24 protein-coding genes and 1 riboswitch are annotated in these 22,997 nt (G+C 63.7%); of the genes, 12 read left to right on the top strand and 12 right to left on the bottom strand.

What is annotated here, in order from left to right:
• Nucleotide 1: 1 nt before the first annotated feature.
• The 4 genes from ACTU46_RS05445 to ACTU46_RS05430 form a co-directional block, all read right to left on the bottom strand.
• Nucleotides 2-1,123, bottom strand: coding sequence for an FAD-dependent oxidoreductase (locus tag ACTU46_RS05445; RefSeq protein WP_443380147.1), 1,122 nt, complete (start codon nucleotides 1,121-1,123; stop codon nucleotides 2-4).
• 36 nt (nucleotides 1,124-1,159) lie between these two features.
• Nucleotides 1,160-2,113, bottom strand: coding sequence for a phosphotriesterase (locus tag ACTU46_RS05440; RefSeq protein WP_443380146.1), 954 nt, complete (start codon nucleotides 2,111-2,113; stop codon nucleotides 1,160-1,162).
• An 18-nt stretch (nucleotides 2,114-2,131) separates the two neighbouring features.
• Nucleotides 2,132-3,097 (bottom strand): phosphotriesterase, encoded by a 966-nt coding sequence (locus ACTU46_RS05435; RefSeq protein ID WP_443380144.1) that lies wholly within the window; start codon nucleotides 3,095-3,097, stop codon nucleotides 2,132-2,134.
• A 319-nt stretch (nucleotides 3,098-3,416) separates the two neighbouring features.
• Nucleotides 3,417-4,160 (bottom strand): GntR family transcriptional regulator, encoded by a 744-nt coding sequence (locus ACTU46_RS05430; protein ID WP_443380142.1) that lies wholly within the window; start codon nucleotides 4,158-4,160, stop codon nucleotides 3,417-3,419.
• 175 nt (nucleotides 4,161-4,335) lie between these two features.
• On the opposite strand from ACTU46_RS05430, the gene ACTU46_RS05425 reads away from it, so the two are divergent.
• On the top strand, nucleotides 4,336-5,016 hold the full coding sequence (locus tag ACTU46_RS05425; RefSeq protein ID WP_443380140.1) for an NAD(P)H-binding protein: 681 nt from the start codon (nucleotides 4,336-4,338) through the stop codon (nucleotides 5,014-5,016).
• A 4-nt stretch (nucleotides 5,017-5,020) separates the two neighbouring features.
• Entirely contained in the window at nucleotides 5,021-6,655 is a 1,635-nt protein-coding gene (locus tag ACTU46_RS05420; RefSeq protein ID WP_443380138.1) for an ABC-ATPase domain-containing protein, read from the top strand.
• On the opposite strand, the gene ACTU46_RS05415 is transcribed toward ACTU46_RS05420, so the two are convergent.
• From ACTU46_RS05415 to ACTU46_RS05405, 3 genes are all read right to left on the bottom strand, one after another.
• Nucleotides 6,652-7,776, bottom strand: coding sequence for a hypothetical protein (locus tag ACTU46_RS05415; protein WP_443380136.1), 1,125 nt, complete (start codon nucleotides 7,774-7,776; stop codon nucleotides 6,652-6,654). The genes ACTU46_RS05420 and ACTU46_RS05415 overlap by 4 nt on opposite strands.
• A 51-nt stretch (nucleotides 7,777-7,827) precedes the next feature.
• Nucleotides 7,828-10,176: an ATP-binding cassette domain-containing protein gene (locus ACTU46_RS05410; protein ID WP_443380133.1), complete on the bottom strand. Its 2,349-nt coding sequence runs from the start codon at nucleotides 10,174-10,176 to the stop codon at nucleotides 7,828-7,830.
• A gap of 93 nt (nucleotides 10,177-10,269) precedes the next feature.
• Nucleotides 10,270-11,370, bottom strand: a complete 1,101-nt coding sequence (locus ACTU46_RS05405; RefSeq protein WP_443380130.1) for a baeRF2 domain-containing protein — start codon at nucleotides 11,368-11,370, stop codon at nucleotides 10,270-10,272.
• A 218-nt stretch (nucleotides 11,371-11,588) separates the two neighbouring features.
• Here ACTU46_RS05405 and ACTU46_RS05400 point away from each other — a divergent pair, with 218 nt between their 5' ends.
• Entirely contained in the window at nucleotides 11,589-12,155 is a 567-nt protein-coding gene (locus tag ACTU46_RS05400; protein ID WP_443380128.1) for a protein-L-isoaspartate O-methyltransferase family protein, read from the top strand.
• Here ACTU46_RS05400 and ACTU46_RS05395 read toward each other — a convergent pair.
• The 3 genes from ACTU46_RS05395 to ACTU46_RS05385 all read right to left on the bottom strand — a co-directional run bounded on the left by ACTU46_RS05395 (nucleotide 12,152) and on the right by ACTU46_RS05385 (nucleotide 14,664).
• The gene (locus tag ACTU46_RS05395; protein WP_443380125.1) at nucleotides 12,152-12,808 is read right to left on the bottom strand and encodes a hypothetical protein; all 657 of its coding nucleotides are present in this window, start codon (nucleotides 12,806-12,808) and stop codon (nucleotides 12,152-12,154) included. The two genes, ACTU46_RS05400 and ACTU46_RS05395, sit on opposite strands and share 4 nt — an antisense overlap.
• A 112-nt stretch (nucleotides 12,809-12,920) precedes the next feature.
• Nucleotides 12,921-13,982, bottom strand: a complete 1,062-nt coding sequence (locus ACTU46_RS05390) for a lipoate--protein ligase family protein (protein ID WP_443380122.1) — start codon at nucleotides 13,980-13,982, stop codon at nucleotides 12,921-12,923.
• Nucleotides 13,963-14,664, bottom strand: coding sequence for a YwaF family protein (locus ACTU46_RS05385; protein ID WP_443380119.1), 702 nt, complete (start codon nucleotides 14,662-14,664; stop codon nucleotides 13,963-13,965). The genes ACTU46_RS05390 and ACTU46_RS05385 overlap by 20 nt, the downstream gene beginning before the upstream one ends.
• A 56-nt stretch (nucleotides 14,665-14,720) precedes the next feature.
• Between ACTU46_RS05385 and ACTU46_RS05380 the strand changes: the two genes are divergently transcribed.
• From ACTU46_RS05380 to zupT, 3 genes are read left to right on the top strand one after another with little or no spacing between them, the layout of a single operon-like run.
• Nucleotides 14,721-14,864: a hypothetical protein gene (locus ACTU46_RS05380; protein ID WP_443380116.1), complete on the top strand. Its 144-nt coding sequence runs from the start codon at nucleotides 14,721-14,723 to the stop codon at nucleotides 14,862-14,864.
• An 11-nt stretch (nucleotides 14,865-14,875) separates the two neighbouring features.
• Nucleotides 14,876-16,204 carry a hemolysin family protein gene (locus tag ACTU46_RS05375; RefSeq protein WP_443380113.1) on the top strand — a complete coding sequence of 443 codons (1,329 nt, stop codon included), beginning with the start codon at nucleotides 14,876-14,878 and terminating at the stop codon, nucleotides 16,202-16,204.
• Between the two features lie 17 nt (nucleotides 16,205-16,221).
• On the top strand, nucleotides 16,222-17,019 hold the full coding sequence (gene zupT / locus ACTU46_RS05370) for a zinc transporter ZupT (protein ID WP_443380111.1): 798 nt from the start codon (nucleotides 16,222-16,224) through the stop codon (nucleotides 17,017-17,019).
• Nucleotides 17,020-17,035: 16 nt separating this feature from the next.
• Here zupT and ACTU46_RS05365 read toward each other — a convergent pair whose 3' ends face one another.
• Entirely contained in the window at nucleotides 17,036-17,959 is a 924-nt protein-coding gene (locus ACTU46_RS05365; protein WP_443380408.1) for a DUF808 domain-containing protein, read from the bottom strand.
• A gap of 117 nt (nucleotides 17,960-18,076) precedes the next feature.
• Between ACTU46_RS05365 and ACTU46_RS05360 the strand changes: the two genes are divergently transcribed.
• The 5 genes from ACTU46_RS05360 to ACTU46_RS05340 all read left to right on the top strand — a co-directional run bounded on the left by ACTU46_RS05360 (nucleotide 18,077) and on the right by ACTU46_RS05340 (nucleotide 21,736).
• Nucleotides 18,077-18,427, top strand: a complete 351-nt coding sequence (locus ACTU46_RS05360; protein WP_443380108.1) for a DUF2218 domain-containing protein — start codon at nucleotides 18,077-18,079, stop codon at nucleotides 18,425-18,427.
• Nucleotides 18,428-18,442: 15 nt separating this feature from the next.
• Nucleotides 18,443-18,552: riboswitch (TPP riboswitch) on the top strand.
• The gene (locus ACTU46_RS05355; protein ID WP_443380105.1) at nucleotides 18,543-19,157 is read left to right on the top strand and encodes an ECF transporter S component; all 615 of its coding nucleotides are present in this window, start codon (nucleotides 18,543-18,545) and stop codon (nucleotides 19,155-19,157) included. (Overlaps the previous riboswitch by 10 nt.)
• Nucleotides 19,154-20,518: an ABC transporter ATP-binding protein gene (locus ACTU46_RS05350; RefSeq protein ID WP_443380102.1), complete on the top strand. Its 1,365-nt coding sequence runs from the start codon at nucleotides 19,154-19,156 to the stop codon at nucleotides 20,516-20,518. Before ACTU46_RS05355 ends, ACTU46_RS05350 begins: the two co-directional genes overlap by 4 nt.
• On the top strand, nucleotides 20,515-21,267 hold the full coding sequence (locus ACTU46_RS05345) for an energy-coupling factor transporter transmembrane component T family protein (protein ID WP_443380099.1): 753 nt from the start codon (nucleotides 20,515-20,517) through the stop codon (nucleotides 21,265-21,267). The genes ACTU46_RS05350 and ACTU46_RS05345 overlap by 4 nt, the downstream gene beginning before the upstream one ends.
• 1 nt (nucleotide 21,268) lies before the next feature.
• A complete protein-coding gene (locus ACTU46_RS05340; RefSeq protein WP_443380096.1) occupies nucleotides 21,269-21,736 on the top strand; it encodes a hypothetical protein in 468 nt (155 codons plus the stop codon).
• Here ACTU46_RS05340 and ACTU46_RS05335 read toward each other — a convergent pair.
• Entirely contained in the window at nucleotides 21,725-22,525 is an 801-nt protein-coding gene (locus ACTU46_RS05335) for a hypothetical protein (protein ID WP_443380094.1), read from the bottom strand. The genes ACTU46_RS05340 and ACTU46_RS05335 overlap by 12 nt on opposite strands.
• Before the next feature lie 37 nt (nucleotides 22,526-22,562).
• Here ACTU46_RS05335 and ACTU46_RS05330 point away from each other — a divergent pair, with 37 nt between their 5' ends.
• Complete coding sequence (locus ACTU46_RS05330; RefSeq protein WP_443380092.1) at nucleotides 22,563-22,985, top strand: NUDIX hydrolase; 423 nt, start codon at nucleotides 22,563-22,565, stop codon at nucleotides 22,983-22,985.
• Nucleotides 22,986-22,997: the final 12 nt, after the last annotated feature.

Here is a 22,997-nt window from a genome sequence, read left to right as displayed (position 1 = left end):
TTTAGTAGGTGATCTCAGTCTTCTCCGGGAAGGCGGACTTAGCTGCGGAGTCATTGTCCCAGGACTCCCGGGAGATGCGCTGGAGTGCCTGGGTGGGTTCCTTGCGCTCTGCGACGAAGGCCACCAGCGCTGCGGGCACGGAATCCGCAGCTAGGAGGGCATCGGCCAGGACGCCGCCGTCGATGACCGCCGAGTTCGCGCCCTGGCCCTGGTGGTGCAACATGGCGTGGGCGGCATCGCCGATCAGGACCACCGAATCGGAGTTCCAGGTGTCCACCGGGTCGATGTCATAGGCGGAGCGGCAGTTGACCTTGCTCATGTCCATGTTCTCGACCATGCGGATCAGACGCTCATCGAAGTTGCGCACGGCGTGGAGGATCTCCTCGCGGGTGACCTGCGGGCTCCAGGAGGTGTCCTGGCTGGGCACGGTGATGTCGAAGGAGACCTGGCCGTTCGGGCCGCGGTGGCGCAGCGGCAGGAAGTAGATCATGGAGCCGGTCTCTCCGTCGAGGTAGAGCCGCAGGTTGTCATCGCTCATCAGGCCCTCGGCCTGCGAGCCGTCGAGCACCACTCGGTAGGCATGTGCACCGGCCGGGACCGGCTCATAATGCCCGAAGAGTTCCCGGACCCGGGAGCGGATGCCATCAGCGCCGATGACCAGGTCTGCGGTGACTTCTTCACCGTGGGCGAACTTCAGGGTGGCGGTGGAGCCATGGTCGATCAGCTCGACAAGCTTGTGGTCGAGCTGCAGAATGCCTTCGGGAAGCTGGCTGGTCAGCGCCTCAATGAAATCACGACGGTGGACCATGCGGGTGTTGTTGCCCTCGTCCTCCTGATGCGGCCAGGGCTCGGACTTGATCAGGTTGCCCTTGGCGTCGACGATGTCGAAGGCCTCGGAGGGCGAGGTCACCGCGGCGATGGCCTCGAAGATGCCCAGCTTCCGGAAGAGTTTGATGGACGCAGGGCGCAGGCCGATGCCAGCTCCGACCTCTCCGGTGGACTTGGCCTGTTCGTAGACATGGACGTTGGCGCCGATCTGGCTCAGTGCCAGGGCGGCGGTGACTCCGGCGTAGCCGCCGCCGACAATGGCGATGTTGAGGTTCTTGAGATCTTCAGTCTTCATTGGTTATTGTCCGTTTCTGGTGGTTCACAAGGAGGATCAGGCCTGTTGGGCCAGGAAGTTGTGGGCATTGGAATGGAAGATCTGGGAGATGCTCGCCTGATCGATACCGTTGCGTTCAAGATCGGGGATCAGAACCTCGAAGATGTAGTTGATGGTGTGGCCCTTGACTCCGGGCCAACCGAGTGGGGAGCAGTTGGCGTCCGCGGAGGCCAGCACTTTGTCCAGGTGACCTGCGTTGAGGGTGCGCAGGAAGTGGTCCATGCGGTCCTTGCGGGGGCGGGCCCAGAAAGGCGGGTCCGGCAGTTCGGTTTCATAGCCGAAGGTATCGAAGCCCAGTCGCCCGCCCACCTCGAGAATCCGCTCGGTCGGGGTCTGCGCGTGGTTGACACCGTCATCGACGTGACCGAAGAGCACGCGGTCCAGGTCGAGGCCCTCCTCCTGGAAGATGGCGATGGCGGGCTCGGCGTCGATCGCCAGGTGCGTCATGACCGGAGCACCGGTCTGCACGGCAGCGCGGGCGGCGGCGCGGTAGATGCGCTTGTCCAGCTCAGTCATGCGGCCACCGCGCGAGACACCGACCTTGATGAAGCCGGCCTTCGCGGTGGTGCCGGTGATCCCGACGGTGATTTCGTGGATGAACACCTCGGTCAGATAGTCCACGGAGGCACGGGCGAAGTGGGGGAGTGCGGTGTCACCACCGACGAAGCCGGTGCAGGCGATGATGTTGACACCGGTCTTCTCCGACAGGGATTGGTAGTAGGGGATATCCCGGCCATTGCAGATACCGGTGGCATCGACGAAGGTGCCGCCGCCGTACTCATGGAATTTTCGCAGCTTCGGGATGGTCTCCTCGTAGCGGACTTCCGGGGACTTCCACCAGGTGGTGTCGAGTTCGGAGCCCGGCATGCCGTAGCCGATGTGCTCGTGGATGGCGACGAAACCCAGTTCCTCAACCGGGATGGTGCCCAGGACAGTGTTTACCTTTGACATCTTTATTCTTCCTCGGTCTTATCGGCGGGTGAGCAGTTCACGCGGGTTGTCCACGAGGATGCTCTGGGCATCATTCTCGCTGAGGCCCTGCTTCTTGAGTGCGGGGATGAACTCGGTGAGTACCTGGCTGAAGGGAACCTCATTGGGCTCGACGGCCTTGGCCACGCCGATGGCGTTGCCGGAGAGAATGATCCGGTCGGTGAAGCCAGCTGTGACCAACTCAAGCACCAGCTTGATCCGTTCTTCATCGGTGAGCAGGGAATCATCGTCATTGGTGCCCACATGATCGATGGCCACATAAGCGCCCCGGCGGGCGACCTCGAGTGCCGGAGCATCGCGCCGGTCGAGTCCACCGACGAGCACGCGCTCCGCCGCAACCTCCGCGAGCACAATATCCAGCTCAGTGAGGGCATCAGCACCGTAGCGGACCGACAGGGCGGTCCCGGTCGAGGCCGCCGCCCGGGCGGCACCGCGGAAGAGGGATTCATCAGTGGCGGTCAGACCAGTACGGGTGCCGGTGGTGGTGACCAGACCAGCGGCGGCACGCCGTTCAACCCGGGGGACCACCATGCCCTCGGTGACCTCAACCGCGAAGAGGTCCGCGAATTTCTCGGCCGGCCAGGGGGTCGGTGGATTAGTCTGCGGGGTGAGGAAGTAGCCGCCGAGCAACTCCTCCGGGCCCTGTCCGGTGCTGGCGATGATATTTACCCCGGTGGCTGTGGCGAGGGCTTCGTAGAGCTTGAGGTCACGGCCGTGGAACATGCCGGTGGAGTCCACGATGCTGGCACCGCCAGCGGACTTGAAGGCGTGGAGCTTGGTGGCCAGAGCCGCAAAAATCTCGGCACGATCCAGGGTGATGTCTGGTGCGTATTGCGCGCCGGGCAGTACTGAGAGCAGCGCCTCATGTACTGCGGTGACCCCGAGCTCTGCTGCTGGGATGGGGCCGAGAACTGTGTTGACCGTCTTGGTGCCAGTCACTGGCATACCTTTCGTCGGTGTGGGGAGTCCACACGTGGGAAGTATCGCGCCGCCGTGGCCTTGCTGATCGAGTCTTGGTTGATCTGGCCCACGGGGCGGGCGGTAATTGGAAAAGTGAACCGGGTGGCCCTGCATCCGCCATGAGGACCGAAGCACACTCTCCGAATTGATGTGACCTCTCTTACTTTGATGAAATAAGATTGGCATGTTGTTATGCCAAAGTCAAGGGTGGGGTGAAGGGGTTTTTCGCCACCCTCCCAAAAAGCCGAAGCACCGTCTCCCCCTAAGGGAAACGGTGCTGTTCAGCGGGGTGAAAAGAAGGGGACTACCGCTGTGTGACGAAGCGGTACTTGAAGGTCTCGGCCTTGTGCATGGCGATCCGCCAGCCAGCGGGAACACCACCGGTGGTGTAGAAAACAGTCTCAATCGCCAGGAGAGGGCTGCCCGGGGCCACCCCGAGTCGTTCCGCGTAGGCGGTGGTGGCGGAGGTGGCCCAGGCATCATGCTCGGCGCGTTCCAGCGTCAGGCCGAAGGCGCGTTCCAGGAGGTCAAAGGCGGAGCCGGAGGCTGCCAGCTCTTCGGCGGTGGGGGCGAAGTTTTCGGGCGCGCGGAGGAAGATCTCGGCGTCGGCAAGCGGGGCACCGTCAACTGAGATCAGCCTGGTGAAGTGCAGCAATGGCTCGGGAAGCTCCAGCTGAAGCCGGTTTCGGAGCCAGGTGGGGGCGGGTTCCCGCACCGGGATGGACACCGTGGAGCTCGCTTCCAGCCCACGTTCGGAGAGGAATGCCTGGAGTCCGCCTTCCGGCACATCCGCTGAACGGTCGACCCGGTGCCCCGGAACCGGGAAGGTGCCCTTGCCCTGTTTCCGGTAGACGTAGCCCTCATCCGTCAGCTCCCGGAGTGCCTGGCGGATCGGTGCCCGGCTGACACTGAAACGGACCAGCAGCTGAGCCTCTGTCATCGGCCGGGCGACATCGACCCTGCCTTCGCTGATCTCGGTACGGAGCAGCTCCTTGATCTGCCGGTAGAGCGGGACACCGGAGGTGGAATCGAGTTCATTCTCGATCATCGGCAATTCTCCCTCGTTCAGGACGGCATGAAACTTTGGTATACCAAGTCAACCATAATCCCCGGGAAGGGAGACAGCCGCCGACATCCGGCTGGAACATTCCCACCATTGGCGACGTTGACTCTGGTGCAGTCCCAGACGCAAATCCCTGAATCAGATACACAAGGAGAAACTCATGACAGATCGTGTAGTCATCCTCGGTGGCCACGGCAAGGTCGCATTGCTCGCCACCCCGAAGTTCCGCGAGCTCGGATTCACCGTGGCAAACGTCATCCGAAATCCAGAGCATGAATCCGAGGTCAAGCGTGTCGGGGGAACTCCGGTGATCCTCGACATCGAGCACGCCAGTGTCGATGAACTCACGGAGGTGTTCCGGGGCGCCCGGGCGGTGGTCTTCGCTGCAGGTGCCGGTGGCGGCAACCCGGAGCGTACCCACACCGTGGATTATGAGGCCGCGGTGCGTTCCATGGCGGCTGCGGAGCAAGCCGGTGTCAAGCGCTATGTGATGGTCTCCTATGCCACCTCCGATATTGACCCGGAGCGGGTTCCGGAGTCCAATTCTTTCTTCCCCTACGTCAGGGCGAAGCATGATGCCGATGAGCAGCTGCGTGCCACGAACCTGGACTACACCATCCTGGGGCCGGGCGCACTGACTCTGGAGCAGGCGAGCGGCAAGCTCACCCTGGCGGATGCCGCCGGCCGGATTGAGGGCCGGGAGCCGGCGGGGAATGAGAGTGATACCTCCCGCGACAATGTCGCCGCGGTGATGGTCCACGTGATCAAGGAGCGGGTCGCGGTGGGTGAGAAGGTCAACTTCTACGATGGTGAGACTCCGATTGCGGAGGCGCTAATCTAGCCTGATGGCTACCTTGGCGGAAACACTGGACAGTATCGACGGTCGTGGGTACAGCGGATATCAGCGGATCCGGGGGAGGCACCGGCTGCGGGGGTGTGAGCTCTCGGTGGATCACATCCAGGCGGATCCTTATGCCCCGCCCTCGAAGATCCGGCTGTTTCTGGACCATGATCTCCCCGCCGATCTGATGGACACCGCACCCAAGCGGGTGGCGGTCGGTGATTTTCTTGCTCGTGCGGTGGCCCGGGAGCTGGGCCGTGATTTCTCCATCGGCTCGCTCCAGCAGCAGGTGCTGCCCCGCACGGCGGTGCTTATCGGGGCCGGAGTCGAAGTCCGGCTCACCGTCGCGCTGCCGGCGGCGGGGCGGCGGGTGAAGGGCCGGCTGGCGCAACAGCTGCTCTGTGAGGAGCTGCCTGAGGTGGCTGCGCGGCTGCGGCGCCTGGACCAGCGGGCTCTTCGAGCACATGTGGAGCTCTATCTGGATCAGCGTGATCTTCGCTCCCAGCTCCTCGCCGGGAACCTCGTTGCCTTTGTCGGGGAGGGTGCCATCCTGCCCCGCGAGTCTGGGGACTCCGATCTTCCGTTGGATGATGCGGAGCCTTTTCGTAGCCCGGCATCCCTGCGAGTGAGTTTCCGGCTGCCCTCGGGCCGTGAGGTCAGTGGCATGGGTGTGCCCGAGGGGATCACGGTGATCATCGGTGGTGGATATCACGGAAAATCCACCCTGCTCCGGGCGATGGAACGTGGGGTGTATCCGCATATCGCGGGTGATGGCCGGGAATGGGTGATCACGCGGCCAGATGCGGTGTCCATCCGCGCGGAGGACGGTCGCCCGGTCACCGGGGTGGACATCTCACCTTTCATCACCGGGTTACCCGGTGGCACCGACACCACCTGTTTCAGCACGACCAATGCCAGTGGTTCCACCTCCCAGGCCGCAAACCTGATGGAGGCATTGGAAGCCGGTACCTCCCTGCTGCTCATCGATGAAGACACCTCGGCCACCAACTTCATGATCCGTGATCGACGGATGCGGGCCCTGATTCCGGCTGATCGTGAGCCCATCACCCCGTTCATCGACCGGGTGAGTGAGCTGCGGGATCAGCGGGGAACCTCGAGCATCCTGGTCTCCGGTGGTTCCGGGGACTTCTTTGATGTGGCCGACCGGGTTATCGCGATGGATGCCTATCTTCCCTCGGAGGTGACCTCCCAGGCCCGGGAGATCGCCGCGCAATATCCGGCAGCCTCCTCAGCGGCATCTCCGGTGGATTTCGCTGCCGCCCCGCGCGTACCGGTGTCAGCCAGTCTGCAACCGGCGGACAAGCGAAAGCCCGCTCGTGCCAGGGGCGGGGACACCCTGCAGTACGGGAAGAGCAATATCGACCTCAGCGCCCTTTCCCAACTGGTTGATCCCGCGCAGACTGAGGCCATCGCGTTGGCGCTCGAAAAGATCGCGGCGGCAGCGGATAATCGGGCCAGCACCGGGGAACTGGTGGCACAGCTGTACCAGAGCATTGAGCGGGAGGGCCTGGACTGGCTCTCCTCCCGTCGTGGGCACCCGGGCCTCTACAGTCTGCCGCGCCCACAGGAGGTCCTGGCGGCGCTCAATCGTTTCCGGGGGCTGCGGATACAGCGCTAGAACAGAATCCAGAACATCAGGGCAATGACCACGATGCCGCCGATGAGTAACCAGAGCCAGGTCTTTGAGCCACCGGTGGGTTCCGGCGCGGGGAAGGGCACCACGGTTTCATGGACCGGCCCACCGGGGGCGATGCCCTGCACCGGCTCATCCGGGACATCGATGATCGGGATGATCTGGGTGGAGGAGGCCGGATGTTCCTCTTCGCGCACCACCTCGGCGGGCATCTTCGGGGAGCTGACCCGCTTCCGGCGGTTGTGCTCCGCCAGTTTTTCCGGGGTGATCGCCTCGAAGCTGGCGGAGGAGACGTGGAAAGACCAGGAACCATCCGCGCTCTCGACGATGCCCGGGTCTTCGGTCACCGGCGGTGTGGGTTCTTCAAAGGCGGGGATGGCCAGCGCCGGGAGCGGGGAGATCTCGGGTTCGAGGGCGGCGTCGTCAAGGTCTTCGGTACGGGCACATTCCACGGTGATCTCATCACCGTTGAGGAAGGCCCGGGCCACACACCGCAGGCCAAGCTGCTCAAAGTGGTTGATGGCATCACGCAGCGCCGCGGAATCCGATTCCCCGATCACCCCGAGCACCCGGTTCTGATAGGTCACCGTGACGCGGTCATTGACCCAGGACAATTCCACCAGCAGTTGGGCCTGATAGAGCGTGGCCAGTTCATCGGTCGGGACATCCGCACCCGCACTCAGATCAACCGGGATCGGGGATCCACCTGGAAGCAGGGTCCAGGCACCTTCCGGCGGATCATTGACCGGGACAGTCCACTGCGATGCCGGCAGCAGCGCGTGCACACTCAAGCCACCTTGTTCCGGGCTGACCTGCACCAGGGCGGTGACCTCCGGGGTCAGGTGAGACCCGGTGACCCGCTCGAGCTGCGGGAACTCCGCTTTGAAGGAAGCTGGCAGGGTACCGATGACCCCATAATCCCACTTGACCTTGAACCCCTGACTCCGGGGATCCGGCAGCAGGGTCACCGGCACCTCCACGCCATCGGACTGCAGCGCGCGGCTGTGGAGGTGGGAGAAGAGAATCGCCTGGTTGGTGCCCTCCACTGGGATTCGGCGTGAGCTGCCGGCACCCCTGGCGGGGAGCGGATAAGGGGTGAAAGGCATTCGGCGACTCCTTCAAAGTAGGCGGCTACCTGGGAACTCTAGCAACCCACGCTAATTGATATATTCTGCCAGATATTTGGCGGTCAGACTTTCCTTGTCCTTGACCAGTTCTTCCGGGGAGCCTTCGAACACGATTCGACCGCCCGCGGAGCCGGCACCCGGGCCCAGATCGATCACATGGTCGGAATGCGCGAGCACCCCAAGATGGTGCTCAATGACGATGACCGTCTTCCCTGAATCCACCAGGCGATCCAGCAGACCCAGGAGGTTCTCCACATCCGCCAGGTGCAGCCCGGTGGTCGGTTCATCGAGGATGAATAACTCCGCCTTCTCCGCCAGATGGCTGGCCAGCTTGAGGCGCTGACGCTCACCACCGGAGAGAGTGGTCAGGGGCTGGCCGAGCGAGATATAGCCGAGACCCACATCCACCAGCCGCTTGAGGATCTTCGCCGCCGCCGGAACCTTGGTCTCCGCTGCGGAGAAGTACTCCGCAGCTTCGGCGGCCGGCATCTTCAGCACCTGGGAGATGTCCTTGTCACCGAAGTGATAATCCAGGACGGACTCTTCGAAACGGCGACCCTCGCAGACCTCACAGGGGGTGGACACCCCGGCGACCATGCCCAGATCCAGGTAGATCACCCCGGCACCCTTACAGGTCTGGCAGGCACCTTCAGAGTTGGGGGAGAACAGGGCGGGTTTGACATCATTGGCCTTGGCGAAGGCCTTGCGGATCGGTTCCAGCGCCCCGGTGTAGGTCGCCGGGTTGGATCGGCGGGAACCCTTGATCGCGGACTGATCGACGAAAACCGTGGTCTCCGAGCGGGGGACCTGGGAGATCAGGGTGGACTTGCCGGAGCCCGAGACACCGGTGACCGCCGTGAGCACCCCCAACGGAATATCAACATCGACGTCCCGGAGGTTGTGCTTGCGGGCCCCGCGGACCTCGAGAATTCCGGCCGGGGTACGTGGCTCGGATTTCAACTGGGCGCGGTCACCGAAGTGGCGGCCAGTGATGGTGTCCGAGGTCTGCAGCCCATCGAGACTGCCCTCGAACTGGATGTAGCCACCGTGGCTACCCGCGCCGGGGCCCAGGTCGATGACATGATCGGCGATGGCGATGGTCTCCGGCTTGTGCTCGACCACCAGTACGGTGTTGGACTTGTCCCGCAGGTCCAGGAGCAGCTGATTCATCCGCTGGATGTCATGCGGGTGCAGCCCGGCGGTGGGTTCATCGAAGACATAGGTGACATCGGTCAGCGCTGAGCCGAGATGACGGATCATTTTGGTGCGCTGGGCCTCCCCACCGGAAAGCGAGCCAGCGGGACGATTGAGCTGGAGATAGCCCAGTCCGATCTCCACAAAGGAATCCAGGGTTTCGCGGAGCACCTTCAGCAGCGGGGCGATATTCGGCGCCTCGATCTCCTTGATCCATTCCGCCAGGTCCTTGACCTCCATGGCACAGAGTTCGGCGATATTGCGGCCGTTGATCCTCGAGTCCAGGGCATGCTGTGCCAGTCGGGTGCCACCGCAGTCGGGGCAGTCGACGAAGGTGACGGCACGGTCCACGAACTCACCGATGGACTTCTGCATGGCTTCGCGGTCTTTGTTGAGCATGGAGCGTTGGATGCGGGGAATCAGGCCCTCATAGGTCTGGTTGATCTGGGCGATCTTCATCCGGGTGGGTTCCTTGTACAGGAAGTCCGCACGTTCCTGTGGGGTGAAATCCCTGATCGCCTTGTCCGGATCATAGAGCCCGGATTCGGTGTAGAGCCGGTAGTTCCAGCCGCCGGTCTTGTAGCCGGGAACCTTCAGGGCGCCCTGGTTCAGGGAGAGGTCTTCATCGTAGATTTCATCGAGCTTGATATCGGAGACCCGACCCATACCTTCGCAGTTGGGGCACATGCCACCGGTGCGTTTGAAGGTGGTCTTTTCCCGCTTGGCGGTCTTGGTGCGTTCCACGGTGCTGGCACCAGCCGCAGAAACGCTGGGGACGTTGAAGGAGTAGGCACCCGGTCCACCGGCATTGGGTTCCGCGATCCGCGAGTAGAGGATGCGCAGCATGGCGGTGGCATCCGTGGCGGTTCCCACGGTTGATCGTGGGTTCGCCCCCATGGGTTCCTGGTCGACGATGATGGCGGTGGTGATGCCCTCCAGCAGATCCACATCGGGACGCGCCATGGTGGGCATGAAACCCTGGACGAAGGTGGAGTAAGTCTCATTGATCAGCCGCTGGGATTCCGCGGCGATGGTGCCGAAGACCAGGGAAGATTTTCCCGAACCGGAGACACCGGTGAACACCGTGAGCTGGCGCTTGGGAATGTCCACACTGACCCCGTGGAGGTTGTTCTCCCGGGCGCCGTGGACCCTGATGAGATCGTGCTGGTCAGAGGGGGTGCTCATGAGGTGGTGTGCTCCTGGGGGATTCGTGACTGCTGGGCCACAGAGTTTACCCCGGGGCACGCCACCCTTGCGTTGTGGAAGAATCCACCAACCTCAGGAGGTGGTGGCGGAAATGCGGGCGCGGTCCCCGCTCATGCTGCCGATGGCGTTGGAGGGGGTGGCCCCGTCCTTCCAGCGCAGCAGCGCTCCGACACCGTCGAGGATGTCGAGGTTGCTGTCATCGAGGGCGGTCACTCCGGCATCGGTGAGGATCGCCTGGTGGAGCAGATCCTCAATGTTGTCGGGCTCGCGCCCGGTGATGAACACCAGTTCATCGACCTGACCGCGTTCCAGAGACTCAGCCACCGCCGCCGCCCCGCCGACGGAAGCACCGTCGCGGGCCTGGCTCTGCCGGAATTCCTCGGTGCGTTCCTCCTGCCGGGCAGTGGAGAACTCCTGGGTCAGGCGGTTCAACTCAGCCCGGAAGCTGGGGCGGTGCAGACTCTGCCCACGGGTACCGCCGGAGACCACCTGCAGCTTCGCGGCGATGTCCTTGTGCAGTTCCGCCTTGAGCAGTCCCTGGGCGCGGACATCACCGGTGAGCAACACCATATCCGGCTTGTGTTCGGCCACCAGCTTGTTCACCTGCTGGGCCACAGCCTCGGCATTGCGTTCCCAGGAGTCCTCGACCCGGGCCTGGAAGTTATCGGCCCGCCAACCGTGCTGGTTTCCACCGCCGGAGCTGGTCTTGTGCAGCTCATCATGGCCACCATCGACGCTGGCGGCCTTTTCCACCACCGGGTCCCGGGAGGTGCGCAGGTGGAGGTCAGCTCCGGCCCGATCCACCTCGACCAGCAGCTGCCGGATGACATAGGGGGTCAGCTGCAGCAGTGGCAGGAGCTGCGGGCGCTCCCCGAAGTGCGCGGCGTCCTTAAGCGGCGGGGCCGGGAGCACCCGGTTGAGGACAATGTCCTCCCCGGCGGCGATGACCGCGAGGCCGTGTCGGCCGCCGAGTGTGGAGGGCCGCAGGATGCTGTCCTCGATCTGGGCCAACACCTGCTTGGGAGCGCCCTCAGACTCGAGTTGGCTGCGGAGCTGTTGCCAACGGTGGGTGATGTCCGTGGCAGCGGTTTCATCGGTTCGGGTGGTATCGAAATAGAGGGAGAGAAAAGGTCCCTCGTATTCGAGTGCGGACTTGAGCCAAGGTAGTTTCACGTTGACCTCCTTGTTGCCGGTGATGCAGCGACCAGTGTGCCCGCTAAGGCTTTTTAGTCACTGCGTGGTGTAGACCACATTTCCAGCGTTACCCCCCGTTTACAAGGGCATCCCGGGAATCCGGACATATTCCCAGCTCAGGAGATTTCTAAAGAGAAACTGACTAGGCTGATGGGTGAGATTGGTGTCGTCCCAACCCCTTCCCCCTCCCGGAGAGCATGATGAAAAACTCAGCCACCACCATCGCGCAGGCCATGCAACGTCAACCCCGTGTCAGCTTCCTGCCCACCAGCCAACAACGGTTCGCGGAAGAGGATCGGGCGCTACCGATCGGTTTCGGTCAGACCAATTCCCAACCCAGTACCGTGGTGGACATGCTGCGCCTATTGGCGGTGCAGCCGGGCCAGAAGGTGTTGGATCTGGGGTCCGGTTCGGGTTGGACGAGCGCACTCCTGGGGGAGTTGGTTGGCCCGGCAGGGCAGGTTCACGGCGTGGAACTGGTCCCCGAGCTGGTCGCGCGCTCCCGGAATTCACTGGACAAGGAACAGCCCTGGGTGCATATCTCCCAGGCTGAGCCGGGAGTGCTGGGGCTGCCGGAACTGGCCCCCTTCGACCGGATCCTGGTGTCCGCGGAAGCGAAGGAATTGCCGGCGGAGTTGCTGGCACAGCTCGCCACCTCCGGGGTGATGGTCATTCCAGTGGCGCAGACCCTGCTCCGGGTCACTCATGAGGGGATCACCCGGCATGGGGCCTATCTTTTCGTCCCCCTGATTCAGCGGGATTAGGCACGTAGTCTCCGCCACCAACTGCGGTGGGGGATGTCTGGCGGAACCTGCCCGAGGTAGTGTGCCCCGGAGATTCCCTGCGGCACCGGGGTGATCACATGGAAGGCGATCTCCTCGGCGTTGACGCTGACTTCCTGGGTTACGGGTTCTCCGATCAGGGAGAAGCCGAAGGCCCAGGTGGAGAACTCGGTGAACCACATGGCCGCCGTGGCAACCTCGACCCGGGAGCGAAACTCGGTTTCGAAGGGGAGCGGGGTGCCCTTGCCGATATGGCCGTGGGTGTCCACCCTGAGGCCGTAGGTGTCACTGCCGATGATCTGCCGATTCCCCGCCGCGCCGGATACCTCGAGATGTACCGATTGGGAGATGTCGTTGTACTCCAACCGGATGAAGCTCCCGCCAATATCGGGGAGCAGATGAGCATGGGAGCTCCGGACCAGGGTGGTGGGGCCATAGACGGCGAGGATGACCTGGGAGCCGTGGTGACCCAGCGGGGAGCCGAGGTCCTGCCCGGGCTGGATCTTCACCCAGGTGCCGCTGGGGAAGAAGGCCTCGGCGCGGGCGAGAATGCCCGCCTCATCGGCTGGCTCCTGCTGGCGGAGATCTTCGACCGGCAGGCCGGGGGAGGTGGCGGCTATCTCGATGATGCTCATGTTTCGAGCCTAGTTGTGATTCGCGCCATAGAGAATGCCGGAAAGGTTTCGGCCCCGTCTCAGCGCGTCTACGCCGCCACTGCCTATTCCAGCGCGACAATAATCAAGCTACTCAGGGCACCCGGTGGGTCCATTCCGCGGTGCCGAACTTGTTGGCCACCAGCGCCTCCGCGGCAGCGATATCGGTCTCGGTCAGTGCCGCCGGCACCGCCCCATAACGATCCCCGAAGACCTTGAGCAGCGTTTCGATGATCTCCTGGCGGGCCGCACCGGTCTGTCGCCGCAGGGGATCCACCCGTTTCTTGGCACTACGGAGGCCCTTGTCCGCAAGCTTGACCTTGCCGATGCGCAGCACCTGGCTCATCATGTCCGCATCAATGTCATAAGACATGGTCACGTGGTGCAGCACCGCACCCCGACGGCGTTTCTGCGCGGCCCCGCCGATTTTGCCGCCCTCGGAGGTGATGTCATTGATGGGCACATACCAGGCCTTGACCCTGTGAGCGGCCAGGGCGGCGAGCACCCAGCGGTCGAGATATTCATAGGATTCCTCATAGTTTAAGCCTCTGACCAGTGATTCCGGGGTGTAGAGGGAGTAGGTGATGCAATTGCCGCCCTCCATGAACATCGCCCCACCCCCGGAGATCCGCCGCACCACGGTCACCCCGTGCTCCGCCACCCCGGCGGCTTCGATCTCATTGGCATAGGACTGGTAGGAACCGATCACCGCGGCACGGTCCTCCCATTCCCAGATCCGCATGGTGGGGCCGCGCAGCCCCTCGGCAACCTGGTTCAGCAGCAGCTCATCGAGGGCGACATTGACCGGCGTGGGTAGCACGGGGGAGTGGATGACCTGCCAGTCCAGGTCGGTGAAATCGGTGGCCCCGGTGATCGCGCGCCGCACGCACAGGGCGATGTCCCGGGTGCTGAAGCCGTGCAGGGAGAGTTCCCCGAAACCGGCGAGCGCGGCGTCGATACGCGCTTTCAGTTCCTCGGTGCCCTCGCTTATCGACGCCCCGACCAGCGCCGGGCCGAGCGCGAAGAAGGCCTCATCGGGCTCGAGGAAAAAATCGCCGGAGATGCTCGCTGCAGTGATCTCGCCGTCGGCGGTCCCGATGTCGGCGACCACGAGTTTGCCGCCGGGGATCTTCACCTCAAAATGATGTTCGCTCATGGTTCAACGCTACCTTTCCCACCGTCCATGGCCAGGTCATCAGGGCCCAGACCATCGCCAGGAGCACGGCGACACTGAGCATGTACCAGGGCCAGGGGCCGAGCAGATCCAGCGCGGAACCGCCGGCCGGGGCGTGGGCGGTGTAGGCGTAATTCGCGTCGGTGAGCTGGTTGACACCAAACGCGATGGTCGTCCAGCCGGCGCTGAGCAGATAGGCCACCGCGAACCCACGCCAGCTCGGACGATGCCCCCGCCCCCAGACCAGCGCGAAGGGCACCAGCCAGCAACTGATGTGGAGGAACCAGTAGAGGATGAATTCCAGCGTCGGGTAGCGGAAGTAATTCAGGTCCGGGGTGATGATGGACTGCAGATTCAGCGTCAGCCCCCAGTAGTAGCTGAGCATGATCGCCCGGTGATCGCGGGTGATCAGGGCGATCGCGGTGATGATCCGCAAGGCGTCCGAGAAGTGGAAGGGCAGGGACTGGTTGATGTCGAAGTTGCCCGGTAGCAGCCAGAAGACCGTCCACACCACGGAGATGACCAGCAGAATCCAACCGGCGGCGCTGAGGGCGCGGTCCGGCAGTCGCCGGGCCAGCGGTATCACCGCCGCCGTGGCGATCACCGTAAAAGCCAGCACCAACAAATGCTGGGTGCCGTACATCGGCATGGATAGGGGGCTCACCGTCGATAGCTTAGTGAAGGGGGAACAAGCATCGACCGGATGAGGTTGCACCGGTCATGAGCGCTGAACCTGATTTCTCCGGCCTGAACTTCCTGACACCCCTGGCTGGTGCCGAGGATGCCCCGGTCTGCGGCCCTGCTGGCTGTTTCCCCTCGGTATCGGAAAGCAACACCACGGACAACCCGGTTTCTGAGGAGTAGACTGCGATGACATGAGCATCGCCTTTAATGCGCTCCTAGTGCTCGTCTTTGTGCTGATCGGCGGGGTCTTCGCCGCCACGGAGATGGCACTGGTGAGCCTCCGTGAATCCCAGATCCGGAAATTTGAGGGCGGCCGCGGTGCCGCCCTGAAGGTCGCGGGTCTGGCCCGGGACTCCGGGGTCTTTCTCTCGGCGGTGCAGATCGGGGTCACCTTCGCCGGCTTCTTCTCCTCGGCCTTCGGCGCCTCCACCATTGCCCCGCAGTTGAGCCCCTTTCTGGTGGCATGGGGTGTGCCCGAGCGCATGTCCGGGATCATCGCCCTGGTGGGGATGACGCTGGTGGTCTCCTATCTTTCCCTGGTGCTGGGGGAGGTGGTTCCCAAGCGGATCGCGATGCAGAAGGCCGAACGTTTCAGCCTCATCATCGCCCCGCCGCTGGGCATCTTCGCCAGGGTGATGGCCCCGGTGGTCTGGGTGGTCAACACCTCCTCAAATCTCCTGCTGCGGCTACTGGGCTTTGACCCGGATGCCCGCACCGAGCAGATGTCCACCGAGGAGGTCAAGGACATCGTCACCAGCCATGAGGGTTTCGGGGAATCCGAGCGTGGGCTGCTGGCCGATGTCTTTGAGGCCAATGATCGGCTGGTGGCTGAGGTGATGCGGCATCGCAGTGATATGGCCGCCTTCCCCGCGGAAGCTTCCGTCGCTGAGGTTACCGCCGCGGTCGTCGAGAAGTCCTTTTCCCGCTACCCGGTCTTTGAGGGCGATATCGATGAGATCATCGGCTTCATCCACGTCCGCGACCTGCTGGTGGAATCCGATGGTGAGCGCGAGATCCGGGACCTGGTCCGGGAGATCGCCTTCCTCCCCGGCACGGTGAAACTCCCCCTGGCACTCGGCCAGATGCGGGCCCACGGCTTTCACATCGCCATCGTGATGGATGAGTACGGCGGCACTGACGGCATGATCACCCTGGAGGATCTGCTGGAGGAACTCGTCGGTGAGATCTGGGATGAGTTCGACCGGGAGGAGAAGCATGCGGTGATGCAGCTGCACGAGACCCGCCAGTTGGACGGTGCCACGAACCTGGAGGATTTTGCCGAGGCCACCGGGGTATATCTGCCGGAGGGGCCCTATGAGACGGTCGCCGGGTGGATGCTCTCGCAGCTGGGCCGGGTTGCCGAGGCAGGGGATACCCTTCCCGTCCCGGCGGCCTGGACCATCGACCCCGAGGATGACAATGGTGCCCGAATTGTGTACCAACTGGAGGTCACCCGAACGCAGGGCAATAGGATTACCACGGTGAGACTGCGCAAGGCAGAGCTCGAGGACGATCAGTGAAAGCTGGGTGATGGCGAATGAGCGCAATCATGATCGCGTTCGGCATGACCGTATTCGCCGGTATGGCAACCGGTATCGGCGGCCTGATCGCGGTCCTCAAGAAAGATCCTGATGATCGTTTCATGGCGGCTGCCCTGGGATTCTCCGCCGGTGTCATGCTCTATGTCTCCATGATGGAGATCCTGCCCAAGGCGATCGATCATCTGAGCACCGCCACTGATGTGAAAACCGGCAACTGGTGGGCCATCGGCGCCTTCTTCGGCGGCGTCATTTTCATTGCGGCGATTGACCGCCTGGTGCCCAAGGCGATCAACCCGCATGAAGCAATGTTGGATGACACCCCGGAACTGCACGAGCGGCGTCAGAAGCTGATGAAGATGGGCACCCTGACTGCCCTGGCCATCGCGATCCACAACTTCCCGGAAGGATTTGCCACCTTCCTCTCCGCGCTGGATGATCCCACCCTGGCGATCCCGATCGTGGCGGCCATCGCGATCCACAATATCCCCGAGGGAATCGCGGTGGCGGTGCCGATCCGGGAGGCCACGGGTTCGCGGGCCAAGGCCTTCTGGCTCTCCACCCTCTCCGGGATGTCGGAGCCGGTCGGCGCGGTGCTGGGCTATCTGATCCTGCTGCCCTACCTGGGGGACACCACCCTGGGACTGGCTTTCGGTGCGGTCGCCGGCATCATGGTTTTCATCTCAATGGATGAGCTGCTGCCCACCGCGGTATCCACCGGGCGCCACCACCACGCCATTTACGGCCTGGTGCTGGGCATGGCGGTCATGGCGGTCAGCCTGGTGATGTTCCTCTAGCGGAATTCCCCGGAGGTTAGTGGGACCTGCCGCTCAGTTTGGAGATTGCGCCGAGCAATCCGACGATCACGGTGCCCCAGAGGAAACCGAAGATCAGCGAGACGAGGGTATTGCCCACCCAGCCGAGTGCGCCGCCCCCGAGGGCTACTTCCGCGCCGTGGGCGATCTCGTAGAACCAGATCGCCCCGAACTCCTCGAGCCCGACGATCATGATGTGGCCACCGACCCAGAGCATGGCGAAGGTACCGATGATGGCGATGACCGTCAGTACTTTCGGCATGGCGACAACCAGGCCCCGGCCAAATTTGGCACCGCCTCCCGTCGGGTCCTTCTCGATCATCCGGAGTCCGAGGTCATCCATTTTCACCAGGAGCCCCACCGCCCCGTAGACCAGGACGGTCACCCCGATGGCCACAATCAACAGCACACTCAGCTGCATCCAGAAGGTCTGGGTGGCCACCTCATTGAGTGAGATGACCATGATCTCGGCACTCAGGATGAGGTCGGTCATGATCGCACCCTTGACCAGTTTGTCCTCTGACTCCGGGCCTTCATCGGTGGCGGGGGTTTCAGTGGCATGCTGGCCGGTGAGTTTATGCCAGATCTTTTCCGCACCCTCGAAACACAGGTACGTGCCGCCGAGCATCAGCAATGGTGTCAGCGCCCAGGGTGCGAGCCAGTTCAGCAACAGGATAATCGGAAGAATGATGATCAGTTTGTTGCGGAAGGATCCCTTGGTGATCCGCCAGATCATCGGGAGTTCGCGGGCGGGGGAGGCATTGGAGACGTACTTCGGGGTGACAGCGGCGTCGTCGATGACCACGCCAGCGGCCTTGGCACTGGTCTTTCCGGCTGCGGCGGCCACGTCATCGACGGTGGCGGCGGCGGTTCTGGCGATAGCAGCAATGTCGTCGAGCAGGGCGGCAAGTCCACCAGGCATAACAGTCACCTTCCTAATGATGGGAATGTGACATAAGATACCCGCTTCTGTGCCCTCATGTGTTCCAAGGGGAGGGGGCAATGTACTACCGGCGGGCAAGGAGGTAACTTGAGGGCCATGACCTCAGCTTCCACCGCCCGTGTTGCCACTGATCGCCCCGCCCGATACGGCAAGCAGCTGGCTGCGCACTTCTCCCAGAAACTGAAGACGGATTGGGATGCCGCGGAGGGCCGCGGACACCTTTATTTCGAAGGTGAGATGGCCGGTGAGGTGAGTATGATCGTCGGGGACTCGGTGCTGCTGCTCCACCTGGTGACCGCACCGGAACACGTGGAAGCCCTGGAACTGGTGATCGCGCGCCATCTGGTTCACTTCGGTGCCCGCGATGAACTCAAGGTTTCCTGGCGTCGCGAGGGAGGGGTGGCAGGGACCGTTTTTTCCTCCGCTGACCTCGATGGCGTAGAGTAAGGCCCGGTTAGACAACTAGATAACCACGGGTGCTCGGTGAAACTCCGGGCTGAGATGCTGCATATCGGCGACCGTTGAACCTGATCCGGATAATGCCGGCGCTAGGGAGGAATCCATGACTGGTACACGTGTACCCCAAAACCCCACCACATCTACTTGGCGGGTCATTGACATCATCATCGCAGCGGTCCTTGGTGTGGCCTGCGGACTGCTCTTCTGGGTATGGAACTCAGTAGGCTATGCCTGGTTCACCGCCTTTGATGCCCTGACCCCGGGCTTGGGTGGCATGGCCGCCGGCATCTGGCTGATCGGCGGTGTCATCGGTGGACTGGTGATCCGCAAGCCCGGTGCGGCCCTCTTCGTTGAGTTGCTCGCCGCAGTGGTCTCTGCGGCGCTGGGTAATCAGTGGGGAATCGAGACCGCATACTCAGGGCTGGCCCAAGGCTTGGGCGCCGAGCTGGTTTTCGCAGCCTTCCGCTACCGCCGTTTCACTTTGCCGGTGGCGGTGCTCGCAGGGATCGGCGCCGGTATCGGTGCCTATGTGCTGGAACTTTTCCTCAGCGCTTATTACGCGATGTCCCTGACCTTCAACATCATCTATCTTTCCTGCCTCCTGGTTTCCGGGGCGGTGCTGGCGGGAGCCCTGGGCTTCTATCTGGTCAAGTCGCTGGCGGCGACCGGCGCTCTGGACCGTTTTGCGGTGGGCCGGGAACTGCGGCCGCAGGTATGACCAGAAATATTGTTCGAGGGGCAGGTGTCACCGCCCGCGATTTCGGGTGGCGTCATGCCAGCCGCACCAGGCCCGCCTTAGCCGGCATCAATCTCGATATCGGGCCAGGACAGCGGGTCCTGCTCAGCGGTAATTCCGGTTCCGGAAAATCCACCCTGCTGGCGGCGCTGGCCGGGGTTCTCGGTGATGCCGAGGATGGTGAGCGGCAGGGCACCCTGCTTATCGACGCCGTGGACAACCCCACCGTCGGGCTGGTGCTGCAGGACCCTGATTCCCAGGTGATCGCCAGTCGGGTGGGCGATGATGTCGCTTTCGGTTGCGAGAATCTCGGCGTCCCGCCTGCGGAGATCTGGCCGCGGGTGCGTCGCGCTCTGGAGATGGTGGGGCTGGATCTGCCCCTGGATCATCCCACCGCACACCTTTCGGGTGGTCAGAAGCAGCGTCTGGCGCTGGCCGGGGTGATCGCCATGGGGGCGAGTCTGATTCTCCTGGATGAGCCCACCGCGAACCTTGATCCGGTGGGGCAGCGGGAGGTGGTGGCGGCGGTGGACCGCATAGTCAACGAGACCGGGGCGACCCTGGTAATCGTGGAGCACCGCCATGAATTCTGGCTGCCGATCGTTGATACGGTGCTGCGTCTGTCGGATGGCCAGATTCAGGAGATCTCCCCGGCAGAACTGTCTGGCACACCTGTACTGGAACCGGCACACACCGACCTTTCCCGGGCCGCGTCCCTGATGTCCGCCCATGATCTGGTGACCCAGTGGGGCCCGCCCCGCACCTTGCGGCTGCCCGCCGGGGCCTCCACCGTGATCACCGGGCCCAATGGTGCCGGAAAGTCCACGCTGGCCATGACCCTGGCCGGGCTGCTCCCACCTCGCAGCGGCACCTTGGAGGTCTCCGAGGAGCTGCGCCAGGGGCTCCGGAATGCGCCGCACAAGTGGCGTTCGGCGGCGCTGGCGAAACGGATCGGCATGGTCTTCCAGGACCCGGAGCACCAGTTTGTCGCACGTACCGTCGCCGAGGAGATGGCGGTCGGGCCGAAGGTGATGAAGCTTTCCGGCGCCGGGGAGCGCATCGCTGAGCTCCTTGAGCGCCTTCGGCTTGATCACCTCGCCCAGGCCAATCCCTTCACCCTCTCCGGCGGGGAGAAGCGGCGACTGTCGGTGGCCACCGCCCTGGTGGCGGCCCCGAAGCTCCTGATCCTGGATGAGCCGACCTTCGGCCAGGACCCGGAGACCTTCAAGGAGCTGGTGCTCATGCTCCGGGAGTTGACTGCCGAAGGGGTCACCATCGTTTCGGTGACCCATGACCAGGCCTTCATCAACAGCCTGGGTGATCATCACGTGGCGGTCTCATGAATCTGCTCCGGGGAATCAATCCGGTCACGAGGATCGCGGCGCTGATCCTGCTGACCACACCGCTGCTGCTGAGCGTGGATCTGGTTTCGGCGACGGTCTCGCTGGCGTTCACCCTGGCGCTTGCGCCGTTGGCGGGAGTGGGTTGGTGGACCATGTTCAAACGGGGGTGGCCGATTCTGCTGGCCGCCCCGATCGCCGGGGTGTCGATGGCGCTCTACGGCCGTCCCGAGGGGCAGGTGTACGTCGAGTTCCTCTTCGCCACCGTCACCGACAACTCCCTGCAGCTGGCGGCGGCGATCATGGTCCGTGTGCTCGCCGTCGGGCTACCGGTGGTGGTGTTGGCGGCCAAGGTCGATCCCACTGATCTGGGCGATGGGCTGGCACAGGTGGCTCGGCTGCCGGAACGTTTCGTCATCGGCGCGGTGGCCGGTGCCCGGTTGACCTCGCTCTTCCGCTCGGACTGGTCCTCGATGGCCCAGGCGAGGCGTTCCCGCGGCATCGCGGATCAGGGCCGGATCAAACATCTGCTGACCATGGCCTTCGGGCTGCTGGTCCTGTCCCTGCGGCGTGGTGGAAAGTTGGCCACCGCCATGGAAGCCCGTGGTTTCGGCGGTGGGCAGCGCACCTGGGCCCGGGAATCGAAGGTCGGCGCGCGGGATTTCACGGTTCTTGCCTGCTGTGTGCTGATCTCCACCGTGGCCATTGGTGTGGCGATCTGGACCGGTTCCTTCCGCTTCCTCGGGGCTTAACGTGTTCACCCTCCTCATCGACGGGCGCTCCGGCTCAGGCAAAACCACGCTCGCCCGCCAGCTGGCCGCAGAGACCGGCTACCAACTGGTACACCTGGATGATTTCTATCCCGGTTGGGGAGGACTCGCCGCCGCCGCCGAGATGGTCGCCCGGCAGGTGCTGCACCCACTCACCCCAGGCTTCACCCGCTGGGATTGGGAAGCGGACCGGCCGGGGCAGTGGCAGCCGCTGATCCCGGGTGCGTCCTTGATCATCGAGGGCGCGGGCGCGGTCACCACGGCGTCGATAAGCGCCGCCCGGCAGCTCGGAGAGACCCTGAGCGTGCGTGTCGACGCCCCGGCCGCCCTACGCCGGGAGCGTGCCCTGCGGCGCGATCCGGGCTTCGCACCCTGGTGGGAGATGTGGGCCGCGCAGGAGGCACTCCATTTTGCCGGAGCAGTCCGGGCGGACCTGGAACTACCGGGCTGAAGCGATCGGTCCGAGCACACCCCACTGGGCCACCGCTGGTGCCAGCTCCGTGGGCTCGTGGCCCCAGACGGTGAGTATCGCCCGGATGCCGTGACCGGTGCCCGCGGTCAGCTCGAGCCGCACCCGATCCCCCGGCTCACCTGCGCCCGTGACAAAGTCCAGGACCTCGGCAGGGCTGGATTCGGTGACCACACCCAGCACAGCTTCCGGGGCCTGGGGAGCGTGGTATGTCTGGCCGGCGGCCGGGGGCCGGAAATGATCCCAGACGACCTCCGCGGGCACCGTCATCTGACGCTCCCAGCGCACCATCCAGCCGCTCTCATCATGGGCGACCTGGGGCTCGTCCAGACCGAACTGCAGCGCCAGCTCCTGGTGTCTTTCGGGCCGCGGGCCGAACTCAGGGACCGGCTCCTGCCGCAGATGGTGGGCCAGCACCTCCAGGCAGGTCTCCCAGCCGGTGGCATAGCTGGCCGCGCCGGGCAGATCATCGAAGACGTAGGTCAGCCGCAGGGTGGTCCCCGGCTCCAGCTCCAGGATCATCAGGTCGGTGTGCCAGGAGAGCACCAGGCGCGTTGGTTCCCGCCGTTCGAGAATCTCGCCCAGCTCTGCCGGGGTTACCGCGAAATCACGAAAGCGGAGCTGCCTGCCACTGATGTCCACCACGCTGGGAAACCAGGAGCTCAGGCCCGCTGCGGTGCTGATGGCCGACCACAGGATCTCCGGTGACTGGGAAAAGTGCTTGGTGACCATTACTGCTGGGCGGCCATCGTATTCCTTGAGTTCGGTCATGATTGTTCCTCCTGCTTGTGGCGATACCCTGGTAACCGTGGAAACTATCAGGATTGCAGCCGTGGTGCTGCGCAGCGAGGACGGCCGGATTCTGAGCGTGCGAAAGCGGGGGACCGGCAGTTTCATGTTGGTCGGCGGAAAGCTTGAAGCCGGGGAAACGCCGTTGTGCGCGGCGGTGCGGGAGGTGGCGGAGGAGCTGCGCATCCGGCTGGATCCCTCCCGGCTGTCCCACCTGGGGCGTTTTGAAGCACCTGCCGCCAATGAGGACGGCGCCGGGGTGGACTGTGATGTCTACCTCGCCGCCGACCCGATCGGGGGACTTCCGGAGGTTTTCGAGGAGATCGAGGAGGCCCGTTTCTTTGCGGTGGACTCTGAATCTGCCGAGCTGGCGCCACTGAGCCGGGAGGTGGTGCTGCCGATATTGCGGACGAGCCCGGACAAACTTGATACTCTCGCCTAGTTGTTGTCGGGA

The organism is Corynebacterium sp. A21, assembly GCF_052266655.1.
Classification (GTDB): Bacteria; Actinomycetota; Actinomycetes; order Mycobacteriales; family Mycobacteriaceae; genus Corynebacterium.
The sequence above is the reverse complement of the archived record's forward strand: the minus strand, read 5'-3'. Positions and strand labels throughout refer to the sequence as shown.